This is a genomic window from Paenibacillus planticolens, from assembly GCF_013141725.1.
GTDB classification, from domain to species: Bacteria; Bacillota; Bacilli; order Paenibacillales; family NBRC-103111; genus Paenibacillus_E; species Paenibacillus_E planticolens.
Genome location: NZ_WHNZ01000007.1, coordinates 170,064 through 196,024 on the forward strand (window position 1 = coordinate 170,064; position 25,961 = coordinate 196,024).

Annotated in this window: 27 protein-coding genes and 1 pseudogene; 5 read left to right on the top strand and 23 right to left on the bottom strand. The window is 43.7% G+C overall.

Annotated features, from left to right (window positions below; all coding sequences use genetic code 11):
- Nucleotide 1 precedes the first annotated feature (1 nt).
- From map to GC097_RS01365, 14 genes are all read right to left on the bottom strand, one after another.
- Nucleotides 2-748, bottom strand: coding sequence for a type I methionyl aminopeptidase (map, locus tag GC097_RS01300; protein ID WP_171681536.1), 747 nt, complete (start codon nt 746-748; stop codon nt 2-4).
- Between the two features lie 5 nt (nt 749-753).
- Nucleotides 754-1,356, bottom strand: coding sequence for a TetR/AcrR family transcriptional regulator (locus GC097_RS01305; RefSeq protein WP_171681537.1), 603 nt, complete (start codon nt 1,354-1,356; stop codon nt 754-756).
- A 439-nt stretch (nt 1,357-1,795) separates the two neighbouring features.
- Nucleotides 1,796-3,154 carry a DJ-1/PfpI family protein gene (locus GC097_RS01310; RefSeq protein WP_171681538.1) on the bottom strand — a complete coding sequence of 453 codons (1,359 nt, stop codon included), beginning with the start codon at nt 3,152-3,154 and terminating at the stop codon, nt 1,796-1,798.
- A gap of 204 nt (nt 3,155-3,358) precedes the next feature.
- Complete coding sequence (locus GC097_RS01315) at nt 3,359-4,363, bottom strand: Gfo/Idh/MocA family protein (protein ID WP_171681539.1); 1,005 nt, start codon at nt 4,361-4,363, stop codon at nt 3,359-3,361.
- 24 nt (nt 4,364-4,387) lie between these two features.
- On the bottom strand, nt 4,388-5,266 hold the full coding sequence (locus GC097_RS01320) for a DMT family transporter (RefSeq protein ID WP_171681540.1): 879 nt from the start codon (nt 5,264-5,266) through the stop codon (nt 4,388-4,390).
- Nucleotides 5,267-5,300: 34 nt separating this feature from the next.
- Nucleotides 5,301-6,134: a PIG-L deacetylase family protein gene (locus GC097_RS01325; RefSeq protein WP_171681541.1), complete on the bottom strand. Its 834-nt coding sequence runs from the start codon at nt 6,132-6,134 to the stop codon at nt 5,301-5,303.
- A 62-nt stretch (nt 6,135-6,196) separates the two neighbouring features.
- Complete coding sequence (locus GC097_RS01330; protein WP_171681542.1) at nt 6,197-7,228, bottom strand: sugar phosphate isomerase/epimerase family protein; 1,032 nt, start codon at nt 7,226-7,228, stop codon at nt 6,197-6,199.
- Nucleotides 7,229-7,272: 44 nt separating this feature from the next.
- Nucleotides 7,273-8,847 (bottom strand): response regulator transcription factor, encoded by a 1,575-nt coding sequence (locus GC097_RS01335; RefSeq protein WP_171681543.1) that lies wholly within the window; start codon nt 8,845-8,847, stop codon nt 7,273-7,275.
- Nucleotides 8,844-10,646, bottom strand: a complete 1,803-nt coding sequence (locus GC097_RS01340; protein WP_171681544.1) for a cache domain-containing sensor histidine kinase — start codon at nt 10,644-10,646, stop codon at nt 8,844-8,846. Before GC097_RS01340 ends, GC097_RS01335 begins: the two co-directional genes overlap by 4 nt.
- Before the next feature lie 69 nt (nt 10,647-10,715).
- Nucleotides 10,716-11,546, bottom strand: a complete 831-nt coding sequence (locus GC097_RS01345; protein WP_171681545.1) for a carbohydrate ABC transporter permease — start codon at nt 11,544-11,546, stop codon at nt 10,716-10,718.
- Between the two features lie 21 nt (nt 11,547-11,567).
- A complete protein-coding gene (locus GC097_RS01350; protein ID WP_171681546.1) occupies nt 11,568-12,440 on the bottom strand; it encodes a carbohydrate ABC transporter permease in 873 nt (290 codons plus the stop codon).
- 42 nt (nt 12,441-12,482) lie between these two features.
- Complete coding sequence (locus GC097_RS01355; RefSeq protein ID WP_171681547.1) at nt 12,483-13,817, bottom strand: ABC transporter substrate-binding protein; 1,335 nt, start codon at nt 13,815-13,817, stop codon at nt 12,483-12,485.
- Between the two features lie 208 nt (nt 13,818-14,025).
- Nucleotides 14,026-15,216 (bottom strand): TIM barrel protein, encoded by a 1,191-nt coding sequence (locus GC097_RS01360; RefSeq protein ID WP_171681548.1) that lies wholly within the window; start codon nt 15,214-15,216, stop codon nt 14,026-14,028.
- Between the two features lie 36 nt (nt 15,217-15,252).
- Nucleotides 15,253-16,074: a helix-turn-helix domain-containing protein gene (locus GC097_RS01365; protein ID WP_312875592.1), complete on the bottom strand. Its 822-nt coding sequence runs from the start codon at nt 16,072-16,074 to the stop codon at nt 15,253-15,255.
- A gap of 155 nt (nt 16,075-16,229) precedes the next feature.
- On the opposite strand from GC097_RS01365, the gene GC097_RS01370 reads away from it, so the two are divergent.
- Nucleotides 16,230-17,384: an epoxide hydrolase family protein gene (locus tag GC097_RS01370; protein ID WP_171681550.1), complete on the top strand. Its 1,155-nt coding sequence runs from the start codon at nt 16,230-16,232 to the stop codon at nt 17,382-17,384.
- Nucleotides 17,385-17,467: 83 nt separating this feature from the next.
- Here GC097_RS01370 and GC097_RS01375 read toward each other — a convergent pair whose 3' ends face one another.
- The 6 genes from GC097_RS01375 to GC097_RS01400 all read right to left on the bottom strand — a co-directional run bounded on the left by GC097_RS01375 (nt 17,468) and on the right by GC097_RS01400 (nt 21,374).
- Complete coding sequence (locus tag GC097_RS01375; protein ID WP_246293875.1) at nt 17,468-17,917, bottom strand: SRPBCC family protein; 450 nt, start codon at nt 17,915-17,917, stop codon at nt 17,468-17,470.
- Between the two features lie 46 nt (nt 17,918-17,963).
- Nucleotides 17,964-18,860: an RCC1 domain-containing protein gene (locus GC097_RS01380; RefSeq protein WP_171681552.1), complete on the bottom strand. Its 897-nt coding sequence runs from the start codon at nt 18,858-18,860 to the stop codon at nt 17,964-17,966.
- 115 nt (nt 18,861-18,975) lie between these two features.
- Complete coding sequence (locus GC097_RS01385) at nt 18,976-19,224, bottom strand: hypothetical protein (protein WP_171681553.1); 249 nt, start codon at nt 19,222-19,224, stop codon at nt 18,976-18,978.
- 83 nt (nt 19,225-19,307) lie between these two features.
- A complete protein-coding gene (locus GC097_RS01390; protein WP_171681554.1) occupies nt 19,308-20,057 on the bottom strand; it encodes a class I SAM-dependent methyltransferase in 750 nt (249 codons plus the stop codon).
- Nucleotides 20,058-20,454: 397 nt separating this feature from the next.
- The gene (locus GC097_RS01395; protein WP_171681555.1) at nt 20,455-20,979 is read right to left on the bottom strand and encodes a GNAT family N-acetyltransferase; all 525 of its coding nucleotides are present in this window, start codon (nt 20,977-20,979) and stop codon (nt 20,455-20,457) included.
- Nucleotides 20,980-21,104: 125 nt separating this feature from the next.
- Nucleotides 21,105-21,374: a hypothetical protein gene (locus GC097_RS01400; protein WP_171681556.1), complete on the bottom strand. Its 270-nt coding sequence runs from the start codon at nt 21,372-21,374 to the stop codon at nt 21,105-21,107.
- 316 nt (nt 21,375-21,690) lie between these two features.
- On the opposite strand from GC097_RS01400, the gene GC097_RS35155 reads away from it, so the two are divergent.
- From GC097_RS35155 to GC097_RS01420, 4 genes and pseudogenes are all read left to right on the top strand, one after another.
- On the top strand, nt 21,691-21,924 hold the full coding sequence (locus GC097_RS35155; protein WP_376768352.1) for an RNA polymerase sigma factor: 234 nt from the start codon (nt 21,691-21,693) through the stop codon (nt 21,922-21,924).
- 65 nt (nt 21,925-21,989) lie between these two features.
- Nucleotides 21,990-22,157 (top strand): RNA polymerase sigma factor, encoded by a 168-nt coding sequence (locus GC097_RS35160; protein ID WP_376768353.1) that lies wholly within the window; start codon nt 21,990-21,992, stop codon nt 22,155-22,157.
- A gap of 7 nt (nt 22,158-22,164) precedes the next feature.
- Nucleotides 22,165-23,547, top strand: coding sequence for a DUF4179 domain-containing protein (locus tag GC097_RS01415; RefSeq protein ID WP_171681558.1), 1,383 nt, complete (start codon nt 22,165-22,167; stop codon nt 23,545-23,547).
- 44 nt (nt 23,548-23,591) lie between these two features.
- Nucleotides 23,592-23,819: pseudogene (locus GC097_RS01420) on the top strand (RidA family protein); the annotation flags it as partial.
- 75 nt (nt 23,820-23,894) lie between these two features.
- Here the strand turns inward: GC097_RS01420 and GC097_RS01425 are convergent.
- The 3 genes from GC097_RS01425 to GC097_RS01435 all read right to left on the bottom strand — a co-directional run bounded on the left by GC097_RS01425 (nt 23,895) and on the right by GC097_RS01435 (nt 25,834).
- The gene (locus GC097_RS01425) at nt 23,895-24,434 is read right to left on the bottom strand and encodes a GNAT family N-acetyltransferase (RefSeq protein WP_171681559.1); all 540 of its coding nucleotides are present in this window, start codon (nt 24,432-24,434) and stop codon (nt 23,895-23,897) included.
- Between the two features lie 112 nt (nt 24,435-24,546).
- Nucleotides 24,547-24,759: a hypothetical protein gene (locus GC097_RS01430; RefSeq protein WP_171681560.1), complete on the bottom strand. Its 213-nt coding sequence runs from the start codon at nt 24,757-24,759 to the stop codon at nt 24,547-24,549.
- Nucleotides 24,760-24,922: 163 nt separating this feature from the next.
- Nucleotides 24,923-25,834, bottom strand: a complete 912-nt coding sequence (locus GC097_RS01435) for an aminoglycoside phosphotransferase family protein (protein WP_171681561.1) — start codon at nt 25,832-25,834, stop codon at nt 24,923-24,925.
- Between the last annotated feature and the right edge of the window lie 127 nt (nt 25,835-25,961).

A 25,961-nucleotide genomic window follows, 5' to 3' on the forward strand; every position in this document is an offset into this window, starting at 1 on the left:
GTTATTGTGCGGTCAAAATAATCGGACCATCCGCAGTAATGGCGATCGTATGTTCGTACTGTGCGGAAAGCGAGCCGTCAGCGGTTCTGGCGGTCCATCCGTCGGCATCAATCGTCATTCTCGCTTTTCCGGCATTTAGCATCGGCTCGATCGTAAGAACCATCCCTTCCTTCAAGCGAAACCCTTTGCCCGGATTCCCGAGGTGGGTATAGTTAGGTTCCTCGTGCATCTCCCTTCCTACGCCATGACCGAGCAGGTCGCGCACCACCGAGTATCCGTTGCTCTCGGCGTGGGTTTGAACCGCATGCATCACATCGCCGATCCGGTTTCCTACAACAGCTTTTTCGATACCAAGATATAAGCATTCCTTCGTTACCCGCATCAGAGTACGGGCTTCTTCCGACACCTCGCCGACCGCATAACACCAAGCTGAATCGCCGATCCAGCCATCCGCTTCCGCGACGATATCGATTGTGACGATGTCGCCTTCCTTGAGCGGCTTCCCGTTCGGAAAACCATGCGCAATGACGTCGTTGACAGACGCACATGTCGCGAACGGATAGCCGTTGTAGCCTATCGTATACGCCTTGGCGCCATTCTCCTTCAGGAACTGCACAGCGAACGACTCGATCTCGAGCGTCGTAACACCCGGCCGGATCATACCTGCGATTGTTTGATGAAAAGCAGCGACAATGCGGCCGGCTTTTCTCATTTCTTCAATTTCTGCTCTCGATTTCAGGATGACCATTCCATTCATCTCTCCTTTGACTTTATGCCTGAAAAAATCATATCGACAATCCCATCTACATCGATCTCGTTCCGCATATTGTGGTGGATGTTAAGTGTTGTGCAGCCAACAAGCGAGCCAAATATCAGATTAGCTGTTTTCTCCGGTGATTTGGAACCTATTCCTTCACGAATCATTGCCACAAACGGCAAATAGATCCGCACTTGAAATTCTTCAAACAGCTTGATGAACCGATTTCCCGGGAAGTGATGAAAATTATCCGCAACCGTTTTAAGCAAAATAAATACGGATGGGTCCTGGATGCACTTCTGTAGGAGCAGCCTGGAGAACGACTCCGCTTTAAGCAAACTGCCACCCTCCTCCGTCAAAGCGGGCAGTACGGCCGACTCCGCTCGATTCAGGGCATCCCACAGTAAATCTTCCAAAAGCATGTGCTTATTTTTGTAGTAATGATACACGGTTCCGTAACCGAGCTCTGCCTTGACCGCAACATCGCGTATTTCCAATTGAATACCCTTCTCCAAATATACTTCAGCAGCCGCTTGCATAATTTGGTCCATCCGCATCTCCCGGATCGCATCATTCTGTTCTTTGGTACGTGGTGACATGGCTCCTCCTTTTTTTGACCTACTGTAATGTCAATGTAAAAACAATATACATCATTTAGAAGTAAGGATCAAGCGTGACAGATCCGAAACGGTAGAAAAAAATGCCTGGTCCATGGACAGGCAAAGTTGTGGGAACTACAGGGCGCTATTTAAGCTAAATAGGCTGCTTATTGGTTGCAATTGGAACTACAGGGTCTTATTTGCCGTAAAATGCTCCCATTTTGGGAGAATGCGTGAAATAAAGGATCATAGTTCCCACAAATTTTCAGAAGTCTCGACTTTATGAAAAATAGCGGATCATAGTTCCCACTCCTGCAGACAACTACACAATGTAGTCCCACCCAGCGTCCCGAATTTTGCTAATTTTCGATAACAAAAAAACAGCTCAATCATGGCAGTATCCAACCATAATCAACCTGTTTGTTGTAACATAGATTCGTTATTTACGTCCTCTTCTCACTCTACGAATGAATCGTCTATCAATATAGAAAGCAGTTAGCAATGCAGCTAAACTAAGCAAAACGGGTAAACCAAAAGCTTCATAGGAAAATGGGTTTCCTTTGAATGTTAGATTAGTCGCACGATATTCCAATCGCTTGGCCCCATATTTAGCGGTGAGGACGTCCTCCTGCTTCGCTAAATCTTCGAGTGGAGCATCAAACATGAATCTGTCATGGGAGCCGCTATGAATGAACTCAGGAACCACTTTACTGCCCCTTGCGTTCCACTGCTTGACTTCTCCCGCAGCTAGAGACTCGGCCTCTACTCCCGGAACGAACAATCGGTCTAGCTTCGGCGTATTCGACATTTGATATCGGGTGACAAGGTTAAGGTGATACTTCGTAACGATAGGCTGCTTGACATCTGATATGGTGTATACTCTTGATGTTCCGGAAGCGGCATAGGTATCAAAAATGGTTGTAAGTGCTCCGTCATCCATCCCGTTATACAACAATACCCCTGATCTTTTTTTGTTCCATTGGAATGCTTGGTTAAACGTAAATATCCATTCAGTTCGATCCAAATAATAAGGGTCTATCTTCGGATTTTTTACGAAATGATAGAATGAGTAGTTCAGCTCTTTCGCTATTTTCTCCGCCATAGGTTCGCCTAATTGCTGGGAGATCACATAGAGGACGGCATCGATTCCTGACGTGAGAGCCGCTGAAGCGACGATGTTCCCATCCGCGACATAACGCACATCCCTTCTCCAATTTGTTTCGGGATATTTATCGACTTCATGATAATCAAAACTTTTCCAGTCCGTAGTTGCTTCTTTCCCTTTTAATAAACCTGTATCAGCCAAATTAAGCGCTCCAGCGCAAATGCTTAACAACTTCGTATCAGCATGTTTTTGTATCCATTCGCGGACAGGTTTATACTTTGCTTCGTCAACCATCGGCATAGCCGGTATCACAATAAGGTCGGGACTTTTTCCTAATAATCGATCCAGTTCATCAAAAGAATAGTGAGGCATCAGATCCAAACCGCCAGTAAGTGTTTTCATGTTTTTGTCCGGGGCAACGGCATATACGTTATAAGACTCCGTCATCGCAAAGATTTCATACGGAACCATAAAATCAAACACTTCTGTCGTCGGATTGGATAAAAGGACTGCTACAGTAGGCTTTTTCGGATTATGTTCAGGCACGCTCACACCTTGTAAAGCAGGCATTGGGGTTTGCCGAGTAGGATTCCAATATTCCTGTTTGGAACGAATATACTCAAACGCACCGATCCCTCCGAAAATGATAACGAACGTCATTACATAAACAATTACACGTAATATTAACTTCATCTTTGATTCTCCTCTGACCAAATTTTTGAATATTTGCGGTATGAAATCATTATAAAAGAGAGGATGACATAGGAACGCGCAAACAATGAACGTATTCCCGCAAATATTTGCGGACTACGCGCAAATTGCGTATGCCCCATTCCTGAAATACAAAAAGATCTCTCAGCAAATGCTAAGAGATCTCCGTATTTAGAGTCATTGCAATCATACCAAATTGGCCCGAATCAAACCAACCTTAGTCCCCTCGCGGATAGAGCGATATACAGCATCTATTAATTCAGCTAGCTGTATACCTTCTTCCAATCCGCTTAAAGGAGGTGTTTCCATGTCTGGATCAGATCCATTAAGCTTGAGTAACCATGCATCAAGCGAAGTTTCTGTATCCAAAACATGCGCGTTCTCCTGCCAGCCTAGGTCACTCTCAGCGTTTAAGCAATAATGTACGCTTCCAGTTAAACCGCCGGCCTTCATCGCACCGTTTACTCCATACAGTTCAATCGATTGAGGCGATTTAGGGGAAACGTAGCCGGTTTCCGCGATTGCGATAGCCCCATTCTCATACTGCATGATACAGACAGCATTATCTTCAGCCGTGCCGCCTGTATAATGGGTTGCAACGGCAGTTACGCTCTTCGGCTGCCCGAGCAGCCATTGCGTCAAATAGAGCGTATGCACGCCAAGATCCGTAAATACACCGTATGCGCCCGACGTAAAATGTGACGGCAGCATGCCATTACTGGCTGCGCCATGCGCATTTCGAATGCGTAAACTGGTTATCTCGCCTAGTTTTCCGCTGTCTAGGATTTCTTTTACACCACGCCCGAGAGGTCTATGTTTGAGTGACATATCAATGCCGAGGACAAGGTCGGAATTGCGCAAAGCACGCTCGATCCTTCCGGATTCATTCGCGTTTATAGCCATATACATATCCGCGAGTACATGTTTCCCCGCCTCAAGAGCGGCAATGACCAGCGAAGCCATCTTTTCCGGCGGTAGAGACAGGATGACACCATCGATGTTCGGATCTTTTAGGATATCGGCAAGTTCAGACGCAGCCTTCACTCCTATTGCTGTCTCAATAGCTGCTGCACGACTGTCATTCTCGTCCCACACAGCCACCAATCGAGCGTCCGAATGAGTATGCAAATCTTCAGCAAATTTTTCTACATGAATGGAATTCCAACAACCGAGGATCGCTATATGTTTCATGGCGAGTTGTTCCTTTCCCATAGGCTATCCAACACTTATTGCGATTATGGCAATGAGTCCCGTCATCATGCCGGCCACCCCGAATTTCGACACGCGTTCTTTGAACAAAATAAAGGAGAGCAACGATATGGAGACAATCATACTTCCGTTCACAATCGGAAATAACAAGACGCCTGACATTTTACCCGATAAAAAAGCAATGATGGCATTAGCTCCGCCCGTTGTCACTGCCACTCCTAGCGTATAGGGCCATGAAGTCGTTGTCAGACTGACAAAGGATGCCTTTTGCGGGCGGAAGATCAGCATACCTAACGCAGCAGCTATAGTAGCCGTAGCAAAGGATACCGTCATATATTCGATTACTTCGCCGCCACCAAGCTGACTCTGATGGAACTTAGAACATACGGATAAAGCTCCATTCAATAAAAAGGCTAATACACAGTACAAGTACCAAATTGGCCTCGGCTTTTGGCTAACTCCTTTGCCAAGGATGCTGATGCAATAGAAAGAGATCAGAAAAAGGCCTATTCCAATTATTTTCCATAAGCCTAGCGACTCATGCCATAGCAGCACACTCACCACAACCGGAAGCAGCATACTGGAAGAGAAATAAAACGTCGAATACGATAGCGGTCCAGAATCCATCGCGCTTGAATAGACGAACATCGTCAAGACGAATATGACGCCAAAGCATGTACCCACAATAAGTGTGACCGGACTAAAATGATGATGGCCAGAAAGAAAAGCATACCCGGCAAATCCAACTGCAATGAACAAGGAATAACTGGCATGGAAGGCAAAATTGTCGCCATGACCGCCACGAGCATGCCCCCGAAATAACTTAAGAATAAGCGATTGACCTACGAGCAGCGCTGCTGCAACCGCAGTTAACAAGCCATACACAGTTTATCTCTCCCTCTTGTTTGCCTCCCCGCTCCTACTCTCCCCACGTAAACATAGGGAACAGTTGTTCCATTTCCTCTTGACTCGGCTTTCTGCTGTATCTGGCCATTTCGAATGGCTCCGCATACACCACTTTGTTGGCATGCTCTGCGCCATAATATTTCTCAAGAATCGGCTTCATCTCTTGGGATACACGGAAGAATGACTCCCAGCCCCGTAAAAGGAAGTTTCTTTTATCCGCCCACAGCTCCGGAACCTCTTCCGTAAATTTGCCCTGCCATGGAGCAAATTCGTAAAATTGCGTAGCGTGCGCGTCGCAGCCCAGCAGCTTTTGCTCCAGCACTGACTCAAAATCAATAACAATGCTAGGCGTATAATAAGGACGCATGGAATAATCAGGCATCAGTAGGAAAATGGGTGACTTCTCCAAACAAGGCACTTCCGGAACGCAGTTAGGCGTGAGCGCAATGAAGGAGGCGGCATCACTTACCAATTTCCCCGCATACCGATTATCGGCATGACGGCCGCCTTCGGGGTGGAACGTAATGACAATATCCGCCTTCCATTCACGAATCAATCGAATCACTTTTTTACGAGTTTCAACATTAGGTTCCAGCTCGCCGTCAGGAATATCCAGCACTTCATACTCGATGACGCCAAGACGCTTTGCAGCCTCATCGGCTTCTTTTTTCCGGCGCTGAACCAGATCGTCTCCCATTTGGCTAAAATGTCCCGCACTGCCGTTCGTTAAGGATACAAATTTCACTTTATGCCCCATAGAAGCATACAAAGCAGCCGTGCCCCCTGCATAAATATCCGGCTCATCCGGATGCGCTCCAATGACAATGACTCGAATTTCTTTATTCATAGTAAATCTTCTCCTTCAGCCTATAAAATGTAGTTGATAGATTGGTTGTTCGTTCCCTTTGATTACAGCTTCAATTCCGTTAACACAGCTCTCAAGTGTTTTTGCGACGAAGAAAGACGCTCTTCTTTTTGCAAATTATAATGAATGGCTTCATACGCCTTCGGATCCATCATCTCGCCTGCGAGTACCTGCAGTTCCGTCTGGCGGGCCAGTCGAACCAGCTCCGTTACTTCGACGATGGATAAATCAGGATGCGCCTGTCTCCATACTTCCACATAAATGTCAACGTGCATGAAGCCTTTATGGTCTTCAATCTGGATATGCAAATCGGGATCATACGGAGCAATCGCTTGAAATATTTCTTTATAATTCACGATCCCCTCACCGGATGGCTTCACTTGGCGAACTAATCCGTTATCGGAGAAAAATAAGATGCAATCCTTGGCATGCATTTGATGAATATAAGGAGCAGCCCGCTTAGCAACAGCTACCGGTTCTTCGGCGCGGGACACCACATTCGCCGTATCGAGCGCTACGCCCAGCACATCATCGCCAATCTCTTCTATCATTCTAATAATCTCGTAAGACGTAATTTCTTCATGGGTTTCCAGATTAATCCGGGTACCCGTATCTCGAAGCGTCGGAGCTATTTTTTGGATAAAACGCGTTGTCGCTTGAAGCTGTTCCTCCCAAGTCACATCGGTTCTAAATCGATCGTAGACATGGTAGCCGATGTGCTTGCCTTTCCAGCCGGCCGTTACACCAATGAGCTCCTTAGCGCCGATGGATGCGGCTGCATGAATCATTTTCTCTACAGCCAGTTTATAATCTCCGCCTCCCAGCTGCCACACCTCAGGCGTTTCATTCGTGTTAAATGGATTCACGCGGCCGATGCCGAAATCGATGTACAACCCAAGCTCATCTGCACATTGTTTAGCTGCTTTCATCTCGCCCAAATCCAGCGTTTCGGAAACGGCCATCGGATTTTTATAGTAAACGCCGTCATAACCGTCTCTTTTGGCTTTTTCCAATGCTTTATCAACTGGTAAATTTTCATCGTTGTACCCATGATGCATCTCAATGCCGATTTTCATGAAGATCTACCGCCTTTATTAAAATTAAGCTCTTCTAGCCTTTTTCATTGAATAATGCGCTTTCTGTAATCCGTTGGAGTTAAACCCGTATAGGACTTGAAGATAGAAACGAAGTATTTGTACTCCTTATAGCCGATCTTTTCGGCAATCTCAAAAACACGGTCGGCAGAGTGAGAAAGCAGAAATTTAGCTTGCTCAATACGAAGCTCATTCACATATTCTGTAAAGTTCTTTCCTGCATTTTGCTTAAACATCAAGCTGAAATAATTAGGCGTAATTTGCAGGCTCAAGGCAACGTCCGACGCTTTAATATCGCAATAGTGATGCTCGATAATATATTTCTTTGTTTGCTCGATAATCCAATGATTCTTATTGCCGTTCAACGATACAGCCAATTGCGAAAGGCCCCCGAAATCTTCACGGATCAACCTCTCTATCGCTTCAAAAGAATTGCACGTATGCAAATCAACCGAAGATAAATCCAGTGTCGATGCGGCAAACCCTTCTTTGAGGTCGTCATTCGGCCATCTATGATAAATCAGCATGCGTAGCTGCTCGTAGGCTTGCAGAACTTCCTTGAGCATATAGCCTTCTGTTCTAAAATGTGCCAACCACAGCTCAAACGTAACGTCAGCTTCCTGCTGATTTCCTTGAATTAACGCTTCGCTTAATTGCTTTTCCAAATTTTGCGGTAGACGGTGCATGACAGTCTCTCGTCTTTTGACGCTATCTTCTGCACGGAATATTCGTTTCTCTGGCGCTAGCGGTCTGAACTGCAATACGTTAATAGCTTCCAAGCACGCATGACGCGCGAGATCTACGGATTGAAAGGATGACGAAACTCCAAGATAGATAGATTCCGGTCCGGTCCAATTGTTGATGACTTCCTTCGCCAAATTCATGAATACAGAGCTATCAGGGTTTACAGGCCCAATGCAAAAGGTCAGAAGCAAGTTACGATGGAAAAAATAAGAGACTGTCTGAACACCGCATGCCTCGAAAGCTCCCTCTATTTGTTCACGCCACCGTTGCTGGAAAGAATCCCGGGCCGCTTCGGTCGAGTTATCCAGCCATTGCACATAGCGGTCCATCTGACCTGCAATCATATGAAGCGAATAAGCTTCCGGAACATCATGAAGCAGCGCTGCTGCACCTGCCGCATAAACAGCTTCACTCTGCATCAGGCTGCTTAACCACTTCACGCCTTCCTCTCGCACGCGCAGCCGTTCTTGTTCCCGCTCCTGATGCGTTTTTTCGAAAATATTCGCAACTAGTTTCATCAATTCGTCCACATCTACAGGCTTCAATAAGAAGTCCTCGACACCGAGCCGTATAGCATTGCGGGCATACTCGAATTCATCATATCCGCTGATAATAATCACTTTAATATTGTGTTTAAGCCGCTTTAACTCGCGGGTAAGCGCAATTCCGTCCATCTCCGGCATACAGATATCAGTAAGAACTAAGTCAACATCGTTGTTCGCGATGAATTCGAGCGCTTCTTGACCGTCATATGCCTCTCCGATCACTTCCACACCGATGTTCGCCCAAGGTACGGTGGATTGCAGACCCTGACAAATAATCGGTTCATCGTCTACAATCAGCATTTTTATGCTCATCGCTCACCCTCCTTAACACTAGGGGCCGTCGGATCGCTCATGGTCGGCATTAGCGGCATCTTGAGACGAACACAGCTTCCTTCATCTACTTCAACGATTTCCAAACCGTAGTTTTTACCGGATACGATTACGATACGTTCGTGAATATTGCTTAGCGCATGTCCAAGCCATTCTTCACGAGCCGATCCATGTTCAAGCGCATCCTGGATGCTGGCCCTTTGCTGAGCATTGAAACCTTTGCCATTATCCAGTACGTCAATCCATACTTCCTGATCACAACGATAAGCCCGTACTTGAATACGTCCGCCCGTGCGAACATGAAACCCGTGTTTAATACTGTTTTCAACTAGCGGTTGAATAATTTTATTCAGAATGGGTACTTCTTCTAATTGCGATTCCATGAAAATGGAGTAAACCAGCTTCTGACCGAGACGTTTGTGCTGCAGTTCCAGATATGCTCTTACAAAGACCAATTCATCGCGGATCGTTGTCCATCTTTTATCCCTCGACAAGCTTGTCCGGAAAAATCGCGATAAAGTTTCAATCAGCTGACTCGTCTCCGGAGCCTTCTCCATCCTTGCCGTCCAACGAATCATATCCAATGTGTTATATAGGAAATGCGGATCGATCTGGCGCATCAGCATGTTTAAATCGGATTCACGCTGCCTGATTTCCAACTTATATTTGTATTCGATCAGTTCTTTGATCGTCACGACCATGCGATTGAAGCGATGTCCCAATTCCCCAATCTCATCATGCCACCTCACCACCACGTGCGCCTCGAAGTCCCCTTTGGACAGCCTCGCCGTTTGCTTCGTTATGGCCAAAATGGGGCGAATAATAGCTACAAAGAAGCCGATCAAGGCAAGAATACCGAGAAACACGATCGTAATCAGTAATGTTCTAACCGATGATTTAAGCGCATTGGTCTGCTCGGTAATGGTCTCTTGAGGAACCATGGCCACCAATTTCCAGCCATTAATTTGCATATTGCGATGAATCACCGCATAGGTGGTGCCGTTATGACGATAAGTTAATGCTTGTTCTGTGGTACTGTTCAGCAGCTGCAGCAGCTGAGAATCAGGATACGATTGACCGATTAACGATACATTATTGTGCAGCAGGACACTGCCATCCGCTTTCAAGATGAATGCTGAATCAGGCTTCGACGGAATAACCGACGTCATTAATCCGGTAAATTCCGCTTCATCCAATCTGACCGTAATGCGCCCGATCGGTTTCGTTAATTCTTCGTATGAATTAATTTCCCGCAGCATGGAAATCACACGCTTCGGACCGCTCCATCCACTGATGATCGGATAAGAATCTGTCCAGACGGGTGCTCCCTTCTCCTCAGAAGCAAGCCGATTCCATGATGTCTCAACACCCTCGACGGGTTCTCCGATCTGCAGCCCATTGCCGTTATAGCCTTGAATCGAAATCGATTTAATATATCGTTTCGATATGAGCTGAAAGGTAACGAAGCCTTCTACCTGCTGCTTATATTCATAGTATTTTTCCATATTTACAGGGATAAAAGGCGTTGTCATAAATAACCGGAATTCATCTTTATAGATCATATAATCCGACATATCTTGAATCGCTTTAATTTTATCGGATAAATTGAGTTCAATCGCTCGCAAGTTATTTTCCGTCGTTGTCGTAAATTGGTTGCGAAGAATCTGATCATAGCGGAGTAACACCATGTTGCTGACGAATAATGTCGGAAAAGTGACCAGTAAGACGAAAATAATGGATGCCTTCCATTTCAGGCTCATTCTTTTCAAGCTGATTTTCATGATGCGAATCCTCTTTTCGGCCTTTTCCTACATTATAATCGAAATCAACCTGAAACCTTTTGCGATATATCAACCTTTTACAGCGCCAACCGTCATCCCTTGCACTAACTGCTTCTCCAGCGCTAGATAGACCGTAAGAATAGGAAGCAGCGCCATCCCGAGCGCAGCCATTTGCAGGGTGTAGCTCGTCGTTTCCTTGCTGGCAAAGTTCGATAAACCAAGCGGCAGCGTCTTTAAAGCGGAGTCGTTAATCAGCACAAGGGCGAATAAATATTCATTCCAGTTATAAATAAAATTTAGAATAACGACTGTAGCTAGCGCCGGTCTTGTCATCGGTAGAATGATCGACCAGAAAATGCGGTAAACACCGCTGCCGTCCATAATGGCCGACTCTTCAATATCTTTCGGATACGATTTCATAAAGCCTACCAAAATGTACACGGTGAGCGATAAATGAAAAGCCACATAGGCCAGGATGAGCGATAAATGCGTATTCAGCAGTCCGATTTTATTCATCGTAATAAACGTCGGTATAATCGTAGCGTGAATCGGTATGACCATACCAAGCAAAAAAATGCCGCTTACCAGCTTTTGTCCTTTGAAAATAAATCGTGATAAGAAATAGGAAGCTAAAGCCCCCAACAGTACCGTTGCAACGACAGCCACAGCCGTGACGAAGATACTGTTCCAAAAATAGACGCCAAGCTTAGCCACTTTCCATGCTTCCATATAGTTGCTAAAGAACCAAGCTTTCGGCCAAGTGAGCGGATGCTTTGAGTAATCCTGCTCGCTTTTGAATGAGTTCATCAACATCCACAAGATAGGCATGATATTAAAAACGCCGATGATACTTAAAAATGCATAGATAAGAGACTTTTTCCAAACTGGAGCTTTTCCCATACTTGGCCTCCGCTTTTCCTGTTAGTTATCCTTGTTAGTAAATTTGTTGGCCACATAGATGACAATCAAGCTGAATGCCAAAATAAAGATGGAAACCGCGCTGCCGTATCCGAATCGTAATGACGTAAATGAATTATTGTACATATAAATCGTCATAACCTCTGTGTTATGCGCAGGCCCACCCGCCGTCATGACATAAATGAGATCGAATACCCGGAAACTGTTGCTGATCGAGAATATGACCGTCACCCAGAGCGTGTCTCTAATCATCGGCAGGGTAACGAAGAGCACTCGCTTTAACCCAGTAGCGCCATCCATTTCTGCAGCCTCAATAACTTCGTTTGAAACACCCTGCAAGGCCGATAAGAAAATGACCATGAAAAATCCGCAATTTTGCCAAATGTAGGTGATACATAGGGACACCATTGCCCAATTGGGATCACCCAGCCAATTATGCTGCCAGGCATCTAAGCCAACGGCACTCAGAATGCCATTAATAAATCCATATTCTGTGTTATATAGCATCCCCCATGTGAGGGATACTATAACAGATGAGATAACGACTGGGAAAAACCCAATGGTCCTGAATATCTTGATGCCTTTTAATGGTCGGTTGAGCAGCAGGGCCAGTAACAAACCAAGCGGGATTTGAAAGATAAGGCTGGCTCCCATCATGATGATGTTGTTCTTAACTGCGCTCCAAAAAACGATGTCTTTGACAATTTCAATGAAATTATCCAAACCGACGAAAACCGCTGGGGAGAACCCGTCCCAATTGAGAAATGAGTAGTAGAATGAGATGGCTATGGGCAGAACGGCAATGCCGAGATAGATGACAAGGGAGGGCAGTATGCCTAGGAATATCGCCAATCTTACTCTTTTTAATGTATGCAATTTGTTTCTCCTCCCGCTTTCGTTACGCTTGCAGCGATTCGACTATTTCTTTAATTTGTTTTGCACAGACTGAATTTCCTCAGCGATTTGCGCGGACGTTTTTTGCTTCGTCAAGATGGCTTGTAGCCCGTTTTGCAAAGATTCATTCACCGAAGTAGCCAGCGTTTGGTCGATAATCGTCGTCGTTCCTTTGCTATTGAGCTCAACCATTTCCTTCATATAGTTGTTGGCACTTGAAGCAAGTTCCATTTTAGCCGGTACAATAATACCTTTGGCATTCAAGTCCTTATACAAGTCGTTGCTGTAGAAAAATTTCAAGAATTTATAGGCAGCTGCTTTCTTGTCTTTATCCTTTTCGAGATCCGCGTTCAGTGCCAAGCCGAATTGGTAGTTGCCTGAAGAAGTTTGCGGATTACCCTTGCCGCCTTCCACTTGCGGGAACAATGCAATGCCGATATTCGCTCCGTTGTCGTTTGTTTGTCTGTATTTCGCATCGATCGTAGATGTCGTCATGCTCATTGCAGCTTTGCCTTGCAGAAAGTAGTTTTGCTCTTGAACGGTATCGATCGTGTTGATATCTTGGTTAAACGCACCCAGGTTGGTTAACTCTTCAATGACACCGAGCGATTTTACAAAGTCTGGATCCGTAAATTTCGCTTCCCCGGCAGCCGCTTTTTCCAAATATCCGGTGCCAGCGATTCGGTCCGTAATAATGGACATGAAAGAGGATTGCAACGGCCATCTGTCTTTGTTGCCGACAACGATTGGCGTAATGTTAGCCGCTTTCAACTTTTTGACCATATTCACAAATTCCGTGTAAGTCTTAGGGAACTCTTTATAACCGACTTGTGCGAGCAGCTCTTTGTTGTAATAAATGACATCGGCATACGTCAGCTTGGCCGGAACCGCATAATGCTTGCCATTGATGCTGTAAGCTTCCAAAGCTTCTTTGGGTAGAATGTCTTTCCAGTTATCAAGGATTTCATCGATGGGCATTAATAAACCCGCTTCCACGTAAGGCCTCAACGCTGCTCTCGGCTGGAAAACAGCCATGTCTGGAAGGGTACGTCCAGTAGCTTGAGTTTGCAGCTTGGTCGGATATTGGTTGGAAGGAACCTCTTCCACTTCAATCGTGATATTTTTGTTTTCATCTTGGAATTGTTTGATTCTCGCTTTGAAGATTTCATTATCTACATTCGGGTTCGTCCAGTTGTGCATCATTTTCAGCGTAACTGGTTTCTGTGCATTTGGCGTTGCACTAGCGTTCCCGTCCGGCTTTCCACAGCCTGTTAACGATACAGCAACTGCTGCAGTTAACGTAAGCATTGTCATTGTTTTAAGAATCCCTGGTTTAGCTTTACCTCTAGCTCTCAGCATCTTACAATCAACTCTCCCTGTTGTGGTTTTCTACATGTTTACCATTAGCTCTCTCATGTATGTACTCATTATAAAATCAAACTGAAAGCGTTCACATACCTGAAAACTACAATATCATCCCACAAATCTATGCTTAGGGGAATTTATAATAAACTTTTGAGTCTCTACTTATAAAAAAAAGCCGCGATTTACGCGGCGCTAATTATTGCTATTCAAATGTTTTCAATATTTCACTTAATGGCATACCGTCTTCAGGTATGAACTGCCTCCAGTAATTTATCGAGTCCTGCAATTTCTTTATAATATCAACGTTCATCTCGCTAGTTCCGGAGAAAATCTCTAGCGTTAAATAAATTTCGTTGCATTTAGGAGGCAATCCCTCTTCATCAGGAGTTTGATAGGATTTTGCGAGTGCCCTTAACACTGGTTCCCCAAAAATTAAACCGTTTCGGTTGCACGCCTCCGTAAAAGGCTGGTGGGATGAAGATGTGCCTGTTGTTTGTTGCAAATGTACGATTGGCGAATAACAGCCGAGCTCTTCAAGCCAACGATACGTGTCACCATCCGATTCATCTGCGAACAGATACGGATAACGATCTATTTCTTGCAAGATCTGCTCCATCATACAGATCGCTTCGTCTTCTGGCTTATGTATCATTTGATTAAATAAATCATAAGCGGATTTAGGGCCTAACCAACATGAATCCAGATCCCCTTTTATTCTAAAACGGTTCACCATTTCCTTCATGCTTCGAATATCAGGGCGAAGAAACTTGCACTGACCGCTTTGATGTCCGGTATCCAGTGTTAAATAAAACGGTGCTTGTGAGCGGCCGAACACTTCCTTAAGCAGTCGTTTTGACCCTTCGATCGTCCAAGGTATTTGATGCGGCGTATACATTTGCTCGACACCAGGGGTGCGAATACCGATATCACGGCAATATGCTGCAATATCTGCAAGTCGGGTATATAAATCTTCTTCCGTTTCACTGTAAATATCTGGATTTTGCAAGACATAATCAGAGAAGGCATGGCAATAAAAACCGATCCCAGCCCCTACGTTTGCCGCAATGTCGGCCAATGGTTTAATCCAATCATTTTGAATACGTTCGCGGACAGCAATGTCAGGATGAGTCAATCCTAATGTGGCATATGTCCCATGCCCGGAATATAAATTCGCTACCTTTACCCCCGTATTCTCACTCGCGGTTCTCACTTCCTGAGCCCAACGCAGCATATATTCTCTCCCCATATAAAGAGGATCGCATTCATTATCGGCGCTAGCCTCAACGAAATAAACACCCATTGAACTGAGTACATTCATCCATTCTGCCGGACGCGTCCATCTCTTGGAAAAGACACAATTATCTACAGCCAAAAAAATCTTAGGATCTATCATACGATTTCTCCCTTCTTTTCCGTTCATAATTGTTTGTTATTGAGCAGAACTGAACTTGCGGGATGTAACTCGATATGTTGTAGGAGACATCCCTTTTTTAGCTGTAAACTGTTTAATAAAGTAAGTGTCATACTCGAATCCAGTGGAACGTGCAATTTCATTAAGGCTCATATCGGTATGTGTCAAAAGATCGCTCGCAACCTTTAAACGATGAGTAAGCAAGTAACCAAATGCTGTGTTTCCACATCTCTCCTGAAACCATTTATTCAGAGACACGCGGTTCAAATGAGCACAATTCGTCAAATCGTTTAATGAAATCTTTCGCGGATAATTCATGTGTATGTAATCTAATACTTTATCAACGGGTGAATGTTCACTATTCTGATTTAATTCCTCCAACAAACCTAAAATTTGAATGAGATACTTTTTTATTCTGCAAACCCAGAGTGCATCACTTTGCGCATGGACTTCGGTGCCAAGTACGAAAAACCATTCAAACAATAGAGGGTATGCTTTCTCGGTTACACGAGGTACTCCGGAATACAAATGATCCCTTTGAAAAAGGGAAAGTCCTGTTTGAATGCTAGGAGCTGCGGGAAAATAATCCTTCGTTTCGGTAAGCGTAACGGTGTTAAGAAAATCGGGATGAAAACGAAAGGATTGAGCAGATACATTCCTCCTTTCAACCACTTGCACATGATCGCCTTCAGCCAAACAAAGAACACCAGGAGCGCTAATGGATATAGGTCGTTCATTCAATATCCCATGTATACTTCCTGTCGTAATGAAAATCAGCGTATACCGTTCAGGGTAAGGAAGAATACTGAAATCCTCCATTGCGCCAAATTCGATGTTCACCGTACGTTCTTTGTGTCGGTCCACTTGCGGCATTTATACTCACCTATCAAATAGTATAGTCAGTTGCTTCACTTATAACAGTGTAGCATACAAGTACAAAGGTTATTATTAAATTGTGAATCAACTTAGTAAAAGATTTAAGGGAGGAAAACAATATGGCTGTTGAACGTTTTCAAATCCAGATATCCGATGAAGTGCTTGACGATCTACAATACAGACTGAATCACGTCCGCTGGCCGGATCAAGTAGAAGGCGCCGCTTGGGAACAAGGCACTGAGTTAAGTTATTTACAGTCGCTCGTTGCCTATTGGCGAGACCATTTTGATTGGCGTGTTCAAGAAGCGAAACTAAACCGCTTTTCTCAATTTCGCAGTAATATTGATGGGATAGATATTCACTTCGTGCATGAACGCGGTAAAGGACCCAATCCGCTGCCCATCATCCTTACCCACGGATGGCCGGACAGTTACCTGCGTTACCAGAAGATGATCCCGTTTCTTACTGATCCCGCTGCATATGGTGGTGACCCTGAAGATGCTTTTGATGTCGTTGTCCCTTCACTGCCAGGGTTTGGTTTCTCTAGCCATCCTAATCGTCGTGGCATGAACAATTATCATGTCTCCGAAATGTGGGCTAAACTAATGACACAAGAACTCGGCTATACCAAATTCGCTGCTGCAGGCGGGGATATGGGCTCCGGTGTTACCAGATATCTTGCGGCGAACCATCCTGAGCTGCTTGTCGGAATCCACTTAACCGATATCGGAATCATTAGAGATCTAGTGAATGCACAAGATCCGTCAGGGCTCTCAGAAGCAGAACTGCAATATAAGAAGAAGGCTCAGGAATGGCTTGCCCTTGAAGCTGGCTATATATCCATTCAATCGACAAAACCCCAAACTCTTGCTTACGGACTATCCGACTCGCCAACAGGTCTGGCTGGTTGGATGATTGACAAATTCCGTGCATGGAGCGATTGTAACGGGGACCTGCGGCAACGATTCAGCGAGGATGAACTGCTCACGCATATTATGATCTATTGGGTTACAAATACAATAGGATCCACAACTCGCATGTATTATGAGAATTCGCGTTCTTTGCCGCCTCTTGGCCGCATTGAGGTACCGACAGCTGTCGCTCTTTTCCCGGCAGATATATTATTGCCGCCCAAGGAATGGGCTGTACGCAATCTTAATATAACTCGCTGGAATGCAATGCCCCGCGGTGGCCATTTTACTGCTCTGGAAGAGCCGGAATCGCTGGCTAAGGACATTCGCGAATTTTACAGACCTTTTAGAACGATGAAGTAAAAAGATACAATATGTATGTTTCCACGATAAAAACAAGGAGCCTATCACTATGATAAGCTCCTTAATTACTTACGCAGAAAAAATTAATTATTCGCCATCATACATTTGTCGAGCTGTTCAAGTACAAATGGCCAAGCTTGTTCGTGCCGGCTCTTCGATTCCTCATCTGGAAACCCCGCATGCGTCAGACATAATCGTGTTTCCGTATCAATAGGTTCAAGTTCAACCGTAACAACCGTTTCAGCTCCCTTGGTTCCCCCATCCCCCGTTACCCATGTGATTTCGACCAGGCGGTTTTCCTCAAGCTTCAAAAATCGTCCGTAATGCGGATGGCGATTTCCCTCGAATTCTGTGTAAAAGAAAAAGGCCGTGTTGACTTCTCCCTGCATGATCACGCTCCCAGGTGCCGCAAACCAGAGGTCGAATTGCTTTGTCCATGCTCTGAAAATGACATCGGCCGATGCATTCATCTTGCGCTCGACCGTTAGATTATGCGGTCTTGATGAGTGGTCAGGTACATTTAAGTTATTCATAATAATTTCCTCCATTTTCGTTTTAAGTCAGATGATATATTTAAAACTAATTGCCGGGCAATTGAATGCCTCGCCAGTCGCTTACATCGCATTGGCCATATTCATTATCGCCAACAGCAATCACCGTGCCGTCCGCTTTGAGGCCGAGAGTATGAGCACAACCCGCTGTTACCGCCACTATATCGCACCAGCCGCTTACATTGCATTGGCCATGCTTATTCCAACCCACAGCCTCCACAGTTCCGTCCGATTTAAGGCCGATTGTATGACTACTACCCGCCACTATTGCCACTAAATCGCGCCAGCCGCTTACCTCACATTGGTCATACTTATTCCAACCCACAGCCGCAACCGTTCCGTCCGATTTAAGACCGACGGTATGAAGGTACCCCGCGGCTACCGCCACAATATCACGCCAGCCGCTTACATTACATTGCCCATACCGATTATTACCCGCAATCGTCACCGTTCCGTCCGATTTAAGTCCGACGGTATGCCAGTCACCCGCCGCTATCGCCACTATATCACGCCAGCCGCTTACATCGCATTGGCCTTCATTATTTCGCCCCGCTGCCACCACCGTGCCATCCGATGTAAGCCCAACGGTTCGACGCCACCCCGCTGCTACCGCTACTATAGCTCGCCAGTCGTTTACATTGCATTGGCCATGCATATTCCAACCCACGGCCGCCACCGTTCCGTCCGATTTAAGACCGATTGTATGAGCATTCCCCGTGTTCGTCGCCATATGAACATTACCAGCCGCAACCGCCACAATATCGCACCAGCCGCTTACATCGCATTGGCCATATTTATTATCGCCCACAGCCGTCGCCGTTCCGTCCGATTTAAGAGCAACGGTATGACGACGACCCGCCGCTATGGTATCTTTTGGCCACCGTTTCACCTTTAACGCCGCTTCGATCGGTGAATTGTAATTCATGTTTTACCTCCTTGAAAACGAGACCTATCGGTTCACCGATTAAGCAAGATTAGTTCAACCGATTCATCTTGAGGTACAGATGTGATCCATAAATCCAGATATATAAGTAACTAAGTTATTTTTTTCTATTTATTAATAATTTAATTAACCCACGAACGCCTAAAAAGGTAAAAATTAAACCCGGGATCAATAAAAGCAATGATATGGATATTGAATCTGGGTAGAGAATGGGTGAAAACGTCCCCCCTGATCTAGAGCCAAGTGTTATTTCCCCAATTAACAATCCCTTTAAGCCCTTGTATGAATGATATATTCCCATTCCTATGAAAACAAAATACTTTAAATATTTTGAATCCAAATCCATTATATGCACTCCCTGCTTTCAACAAACGTGCGGCGATCTGATCCCGTTTTTGAACTAACGTCTGCCGTTAGCGTAACAACCCATTATTTCCTTGCCACAATCATAAAGCGTTTAGTATTGGTCTTGATACCCTTCTCCGTTAAATTTGACTCAATAAACTTTTGAAGTATTTCGAAATCATGATCAGTTTGCTCGAAGTTAGGAATAACAGGGGTGTATTTCAAAAAGAAGACCAAATCCTCGTAAGTTTGGAAATACTGCGTTGCATCATATTCAAAGGACTGAATATCGGTAAAACCAGCGTCTGCTAGCTCTGTAAGGTATTTATCTTTTAATATCCCTTCATCAGTGCCAAAACCCTGTCCTCTGCCGAACGCTTGTTTAATGTTTAATTTGTCATTTTCGCTTACCTGTTGAGTTAAGAATATACCATCATTAGCTAACACTTTTGAGACTTCAGTTGCATAAAACTCACTGTGCCGACAGGACACAACATTAAATAAGAACATAGGAAAGATAATATTTTCAGCTTCCATTTGTAAGAAACGAATATTTGTTTTACGTGATTTTTTTAAGTTTTCAGTAGCGGACTGAATCATTCCTTCTGAATGATCAATGCCAATAAGAAGCAAAGCAGCATCGGCCATAGATATTAAGGCTTCCCCACCACCCGTACCAATATCAAGCAATAGATCGGATTTATTACATCTTTGAGTAACTTCATCAAGAAAATTCCATTGTTCTCCTTCAGAAGTAGTTCTTAATTTACTAAAGTCCCAACCGTTGAATTTTCCAACCTTGTCGTAAAAATCCTTGTACTCATACCTGTTCATACTATGTCCTCCATCTTTAAATGAGATAATAAAAAGCCAAGAGCTGGCTGTGCATGAATAAGAGCAAACGAAAATTCATTTGTTCCGTCAATCAAGCAATACGAGTGTCCTTGGCTTAAATATTTTGGATAACAACCCGACACCGTTCAATGTTTTAGTTTCATGAGACCAAAAGGACGGAATATCCCCTTTGGCAGCTGGTACGCGTTTTACCCAGCCCGTAAACTAGTTACTTCGAACGATACGGAATGACATCCAGTTCACCTCATTTTGGAAGATAATTCAATTTTAAATGTTGATTGCTCTACATTCAAGCATGTATTCAACGTAACTCCCGTTACTTTAATAAACAAAAGAGGAGCTGCCACGAAGCAAGCCCCTCAACTTTTGTTCCGCTTTAGCGCAATTCCCAACGTTCTCTTAGCAAGAAAAAATATATCAACTGATCTCTTAATTCTGTTTCTCTTTCAAAATTAAGTTTTTGAAGTAAAGTTATTGATCTGTCGTTATCTTGCTCAACAGTAGCTTCGATTTTGTCTAAGCGCATCTGTTTGAACCCAAAATCTATCACAGGCTTCAATGCTTCTTGCATAATCCCTTTTCCCCAATATCCTCTTGCTAAATCAAATCCGATTTCAGATCTAGGTTGTTCTCCCTGAATCCAGCAATGGAAGCCACAAGTTCCAATAAGTTCAGCATCACTCTTGCTAACAATCCCCCAGCGGCAACCGGTATCTTCTATGTGAAATCTTATGATTTCTTCAGCTTCATCTCTATCTTTACATGGGCTTATATCCATAAATCTTGTAACATTCTCATCTGAAAAATGCTTAAATACAGCTTCTGTATCATCCAAAGTCAGAATCGTGAGTTTCAGCCTATCAGTATCTAATTCAGGAAATTTAAGGTTTGAGTTAATCAATTCTTACGGCCTCCATTAACGTGGATTTCGTCACATCAAGATAATCCTATATATTGGAGCTAATCATTACTTCAACGGACAAAGGTAGCCGATCGTGTACCGGCTACAGTCATGTTGTGATTGAACTAACGTTTCACGTTAGCGTAATCGAACAATTTTCTCTTAAACAATGCAACGCCAATTATTATGATTCCAATTAATAGGAATATCGGTGCAAAAATGTTATCACTGAATGCTGGCATTCTAGGGTCTGGCACGACTCCTGACATTCGTCCCGCATAAAAACCTGCCAATGTGATATTGCCAGCAATATAAACTGTAGCTCGTTCTATCGTATAGATAAGTCCTGATACTATTATAAAAAGTGCTCCAATCACATTAATTCGTTCCCTCACATTTTATCCTCCCCCATCTATTTTTCGTTACAAATCCGACACCAATATATTACCACATATTGGAACTATCCTGCCCAATACCTTAATGAGGCTGCCCGACCGATCTCCCCCTTCCGGCAGCCTCATAACTTCTCTATACATAAACTTCAAGCACGCCGTTTCGGTTTTTATTATTATGACGTTCTTTTTATTTCAGCGGATCGAACCTTTTTTATCTTTTTGGGATATATACAGTAGTAGAATTCTGAGGGGGTGATATGAATTGAACATTTCTCGGGAAGAGGCGGAAAAGATATTTGAGGAACAGTCCGCGTACGTGTACAGATTGGCTTTATTCCTAACCAAATCCAGAACCTTGTCAGAAGATATAATGCAGGATACCTTTATTCAAGTTTTTCAGGTGTATCCCCAATATGATTCTACAAGACCGATACAACCTTGGATTTACAAAATTACACTAAATACGGTTAGAAAGACACTTCGCAAACGACATTGGACGACCTTATGGAACAGGCAACATAAGAATGAATCCTTGGAAGAGATATCGTAAAAGATGAGGTCAACGAACAATTATGGGACGAGGTTTCTTCCTTATCTTTTAAAAGTAGAGAAGTTATTTACCTCCATTATTATCTTGATTTGAAATTCACAGAGATAGCAGAAATCCTAAATATACCAATTGGCACTTGTAAATCCAGGTTAAATACTGCTTTAAAGTCATTAAGAAAGAAAATTCCGGAATGTGAGTACACAATGAAACCATCTAGCAGATTTGGAGGTTAATCGTCATATGGATGAACTTAATTCTACTATTAAAAGAACTCTGAACAAAAAACTAGATCATGAGTTTCCATCTACATCTTTTAACCGAATATGGGAGCGATCATTTACAAAACAGCCAATGCTGATTCGAAAAGCAGTTCAAAGTAAGCTTAAATATGGTTTTTTGATTACGGCTGTTAGTTTCTTATTGTTTGTAGTTTTACTTATTCCGACCCCTATGATACCGATTACGGCTCAATCTCCTATTTTCAAATCCGTCTTCCAAATGATTGGTTTTTTCAGTGAAAAACATCCTGATCTGGGAGGTGTGACATCTGAAGTTCAGCAATCGGTTAAGGACAGTAATGTCAAGATTACAATCTCTGAGGTATACTACGACGGCTATGATCTAACTGCCAGCTATACAATGGAAACAGACCAAAGCGTCAAAAGCGTTATGACCCCCTACGATATTGAATTCATTATTAATGATCGAAGAATTCCAGCAATCGCAGGATATGGGAAGCTGATTAATGATCATCAATATGCCGGAGTTATTCAAACCTATGCGAATGATCAATTATTGAAAGGACTGTCGGAACAGAATGAAATGAACATTACGATCGGTAAAGTTGGTTATACGCTAGCGAACGGAGACATAGTCAACAAAGAAGGAAAATGGTTTTTCTCATTTAACAGTAATATAGGGTTGTTCAAAGAAGGAATTCATACGCTAGATCTAATGAAAACTGTTCGCCAGAAGCATGTGCAATTCACATTACAGAAAGTAAATTATTCAGATTCGTTCATTGATTTTATCGGTGAAACAAGTGTTGACATGGAGGGAAATGAACATTTGGAGAACTATATCGACATGGAAGTCACTGATGAAAACGGACGCTCCCTTGAGCTAATCAATAGTGGTACGAAATACGCCAGAAAGGAAGGACAAACAACCATATACAAATGGAAAATATCCTCAAGAGTCACCGGCAAAATACCAAACTCATTGACGATTCGTCCATATTCGCTTCCTTTCGATCCTCCACGAAAAACAACGGTAGTGCCGATGGATCATACCCCGACACAAGAAAGTCCATTCGTTGTCCAGCGTGGGAATCTTAGCAGCTTGGAGTTGACTGGCATTTCGTTTCTATCTGATAAAACCCTTGTTTATTATCGAACTCTGGGTGAACAGCGATCTGATCACGATAATGCTGCATTTCGATTACTTGCGGAAAATGGGAAAGAATTGGAAATGGTAGGTGAACGTACCATCGAGTCTGGAAATGACATGTTTGTTCGGGAGTTCCCACCCTTAGAACCGAAACAAAAGCTCAGCATAATTGCACAAGATCTGGTACCGAGAACTTATTTAAAGGATCTTGAAATGTCAATTCCTCTCCCGTAGTCGTTGCTTGCATTGCCCCTTCGATCGACTATGAGTGTACTGAATCAGCATTAGGTTCTTTGGAAAAAGTTAAAAGGGTGGTTAAACTTCAAGGTTTTGTAAATGCAGAGCCAACATTTGAAGAGCATCACAAGGTGTTGAATGGTTGTTCTGATTTAATGTTGGACGTTTTCGGCGAAAAAGGTATTCATGCTCGTTCTGTCTTTGGTGCTGTATCGGTAAGAGACAATCTTCCGATTATCGTTGATTCCATTTTTGAGGCTGAAGAATAGAAAGAGATCTGCCCGGTAATTGAAAAGGCCGCCGTTCTTGCTGGCGGCCTGGTGTCATCATACTAACGCTTCTCGTTAGCGGAATTGTTGTTGCTGTTTATGAAATAGAACATGTTTGCTTAAAGGACTATCTTTCTCAATTCTCGGGTGATGAAACATTTTAACAAAATTCATCCCAGTTTTTATCATTACGTTTTTTGAAGGAGCATTAACATGAGCTGTAAAGCTGTAAACATCATTAAAACCCAAGTTGTTAAATCCATATTGTAGACAGGCTGTTGCCCCCTCAGTTGCATACCCTATTCCCCAAGCCTCTTTTTTCAGTCGCCAACCTATTTCAATACATGGCGTGAAATCAGACTCAAATGTTGCTCTGTGAAATCCTATAAACCCTATAAAGTCTTTCGTTTCCTTTACTTCGACAGCATATAACCCAAAACCGCATTCCTTAAATTCCGCTATAATTGATTGATAAAATCTATTTGTTTCTTCAGTCGATAAGGTTTTAGGAAAATACCTCATGACATGTTCATCTTCATTTAGACTCCTAAGTGGCTCTAAGTCTGATTCTTCCCAGTCACGAAATTGCAATCGCGATGTTTCAAAATATATCATTTTGCACCCCCGATCGAAGTTATTTTTGGATTTGTCAGCATTAATACCCCTAAACTTGATAGTGTTGAATTGAATAAACGATCCCTGTTAGTTGAACGATTCGAAATACAGATTACCATATCAAGGAGCCATTTAATTTCTCATCTTGAAGTAACTTTTTTTCCAAGAGCCAATTATGTAGAATCCTATATGCTAACTTATCACGTAACTCTGGATCTGTAGAAGAAAGTAAATCAACAACTTGCTGAACTATCGAATTTTCATCTATTCCTTGTGGTAGAGTAAAATTATTTCCCACGATTATTCTTAATTCTTCTTTGAGCACTTTCTCAACTCCAATTTCCCATTCATTCTTCCAAAAATAAATGCGTTATATCACACCATGCAGAAAACTCCTACTAGTATAACATCTTACCAATAAAGCTAATTGCTATATGTTAACTTAGTCACTTCAAGCAGATTCGCCCTCATAACTTTTATGATAGACCTCAATCCAAGAATTTGGCAAAGCGTTCTGTGATTTGGATCCCTCTGTGCCAATCCGTTCCTCCGTCTTCAATCGTCCAGCACGCCTCCAAAACGCCTCGTGCCACACCCCACATCGCGATTCGACGAGGGTCAAGACCCAGGCGATCGGCCATAATCGCAATCCTGTCCCGCAGCACAAGTTCGCAGTCACCACCCCGATTCTCGTAGTTAAGCAGATACTGGATCGTATCAAAATGGATGTCGCCTACGATACCTTTGGGGTCAATGACAGCCCATTTCTCTTCGCCTTGGCGAAGAATGTTATCATGATGCAGATCGCCATGCAGTAAGAAATTCTCACTCGTGGTCGCGATGAGATATTCCAGACATTCTTCGGCATTCTCAACCCAACTCGGAGGCAGTGGACCGTCTACATTCATGTCTGTGAATCGATCTCGGTATCGCTCAATTGCCGCGAAATGCTGCTTCATTGACGGGTACAGACTTCCAGTTGGCGGTGAGAGGTGAAGGCGGCGAAATACTTGGCAAAAGATATCCGTCGCTAGTGCATCCTTCTCAATTGTCGACAAAGGCATGCCAGGCTCGGCACCCTCCAGTAGTACAACTCCCCAATCCTCGTCTGCATCAAGCACATGAATAACCCCTCGCCCCTCAAAAGCGCGAAGGACACTAACTTCTCTAGAAAGCTCACCCTTCATGAAAGATGATTTAAGAACGACTCGCTTCCCGTCGCTGCGCGTTGCGCGGAGCACGAAGTTATATGATAAATTTGGAAATGGATCCTGAGGGTTAAAGTTGAAGCGGTTTGCACATTCGTCGATGAGCCTAGGCAGCGCCTCTGACCAAGCGACACCTTGCTCACCGTGGAGTTCTTGCATTCTTTTAATAAATGTATCGGGGATCACGATCATACCGGAATGGCTCCTTTTTTCAAAAATTTCGAACATCAAATATTTCTTTCCTAGCTGTCTTCCTCAATTTTACAATATAAACGAAGTTATGTTATAGATAATAATTTTATATAATCACTTGGCAGCT

What these genes read in the sequence shown, in the direction of transcription:
- map (WP_171681536.1), bottom strand. Translation starts at nt 748, where the DNA reads ATGGTCATCCTGAAATCGAGAGCAGAAATTGAAGAAATGAGAAAAGCC.
- GC097_RS01305 (WP_171681537.1), bottom strand. Translation starts at nt 1,356, where the DNA reads ATGTCACCACGTACCAAAGAACAGAATGATGCGATCCGGGAGATGCGG.
- GC097_RS01310 (WP_171681538.1), bottom strand. Translation starts at nt 3,154, where the DNA reads ATGAAGTTAATATTACGTGTAATTGTTTATGTAATGACGTTCGTTATC.
- GC097_RS01315 (WP_171681539.1), bottom strand. Translation starts at nt 4,363, where the DNA reads ATGAAACATATAGCGATCCTCGGTTGTTGGAATTCCATTCATGTAGAA.
- GC097_RS01325 (WP_171681541.1), bottom strand. Translation starts at nt 6,134, where the DNA reads ATGAATAAAGAAATTCGAGTCATTGTCATTGGAGCGCATCCGGATGAG.
- GC097_RS01330 (WP_171681542.1), bottom strand. Translation starts at nt 7,228, where the DNA reads ATGAAAATCGGCATTGAGATGCATCATGGGTACAACGATGAAAATTTA.
- GC097_RS01335 (WP_171681543.1), bottom strand. Translation starts at nt 8,847, where the DNA reads ATGAGCATAAAAATGCTGATTGTAGACGATGAACCGATTATTTGTCAG.
- GC097_RS01340 (WP_171681544.1), bottom strand. Translation starts at nt 10,646, where the DNA reads ATGAAAATCAGCTTGAAAAGAATGAGCCTGAAATGGAAGGCATCCATT.
- GC097_RS01345 (WP_171681545.1), bottom strand. Translation starts at nt 11,546, where the DNA reads ATGGGAAAAGCTCCAGTTTGGAAAAAGTCTCTTATCTATGCATTTTTA.
- GC097_RS01355 (WP_171681547.1), bottom strand. Translation starts at nt 13,817, where the DNA reads ATGCTGAGAGCTAGAGGTAAAGCTAAACCAGGGATTCTTAAAACAATG.
- GC097_RS01360 (WP_171681548.1), bottom strand. Translation starts at nt 15,216, where the DNA reads ATGATAGATCCTAAGATTTTTTTGGCTGTAGATAATTGTGTCTTTTCC.
- GC097_RS01370 (WP_171681550.1), top strand. Translation starts at nt 16,230, where the DNA reads ATGGCTGTTGAACGTTTTCAAATCCAGATATCCGATGAAGTGCTTGAC.
- GC097_RS01375 (WP_246293875.1), bottom strand. Translation starts at nt 17,917, where the DNA reads ATGAATAACTTAAATGTACCTGACCACTCATCAAGACCGCATAATCTA.
- GC097_RS01380 (WP_171681552.1), bottom strand. Translation starts at nt 18,860, where the DNA reads ATGAATTACAATTCACCGATCGAAGCGGCGTTAAAGGTGAAACGGTGG.
- GC097_RS01385 (WP_171681553.1), bottom strand. Translation starts at nt 19,224, where the DNA reads ATGGATTTGGATTCAAAATATTTAAAGTATTTTGTTTTCATAGGAATG.
- GC097_RS01390 (WP_171681554.1), bottom strand. Translation starts at nt 20,057, where the DNA reads ATGAACAGGTATGAGTACAAGGATTTTTACGACAAGGTTGGAAAATTC.
- GC097_RS01415 (WP_171681558.1), top strand. Translation starts at nt 22,165, where the DNA reads ATGGATGAACTTAATTCTACTATTAAAAGAACTCTGAACAAAAAACTA.
- GC097_RS01425 (WP_171681559.1), bottom strand. Translation starts at nt 24,434, where the DNA reads ATGATATATTTTGAAACATCGCGATTGCAATTTCGTGACTGGGAAGAA.
- GC097_RS01435 (WP_171681561.1), bottom strand. Translation starts at nt 25,834, where the DNA reads ATGATCGTGATCCCCGATACATTTATTAAAAGAATGCAAGAACTCCAC.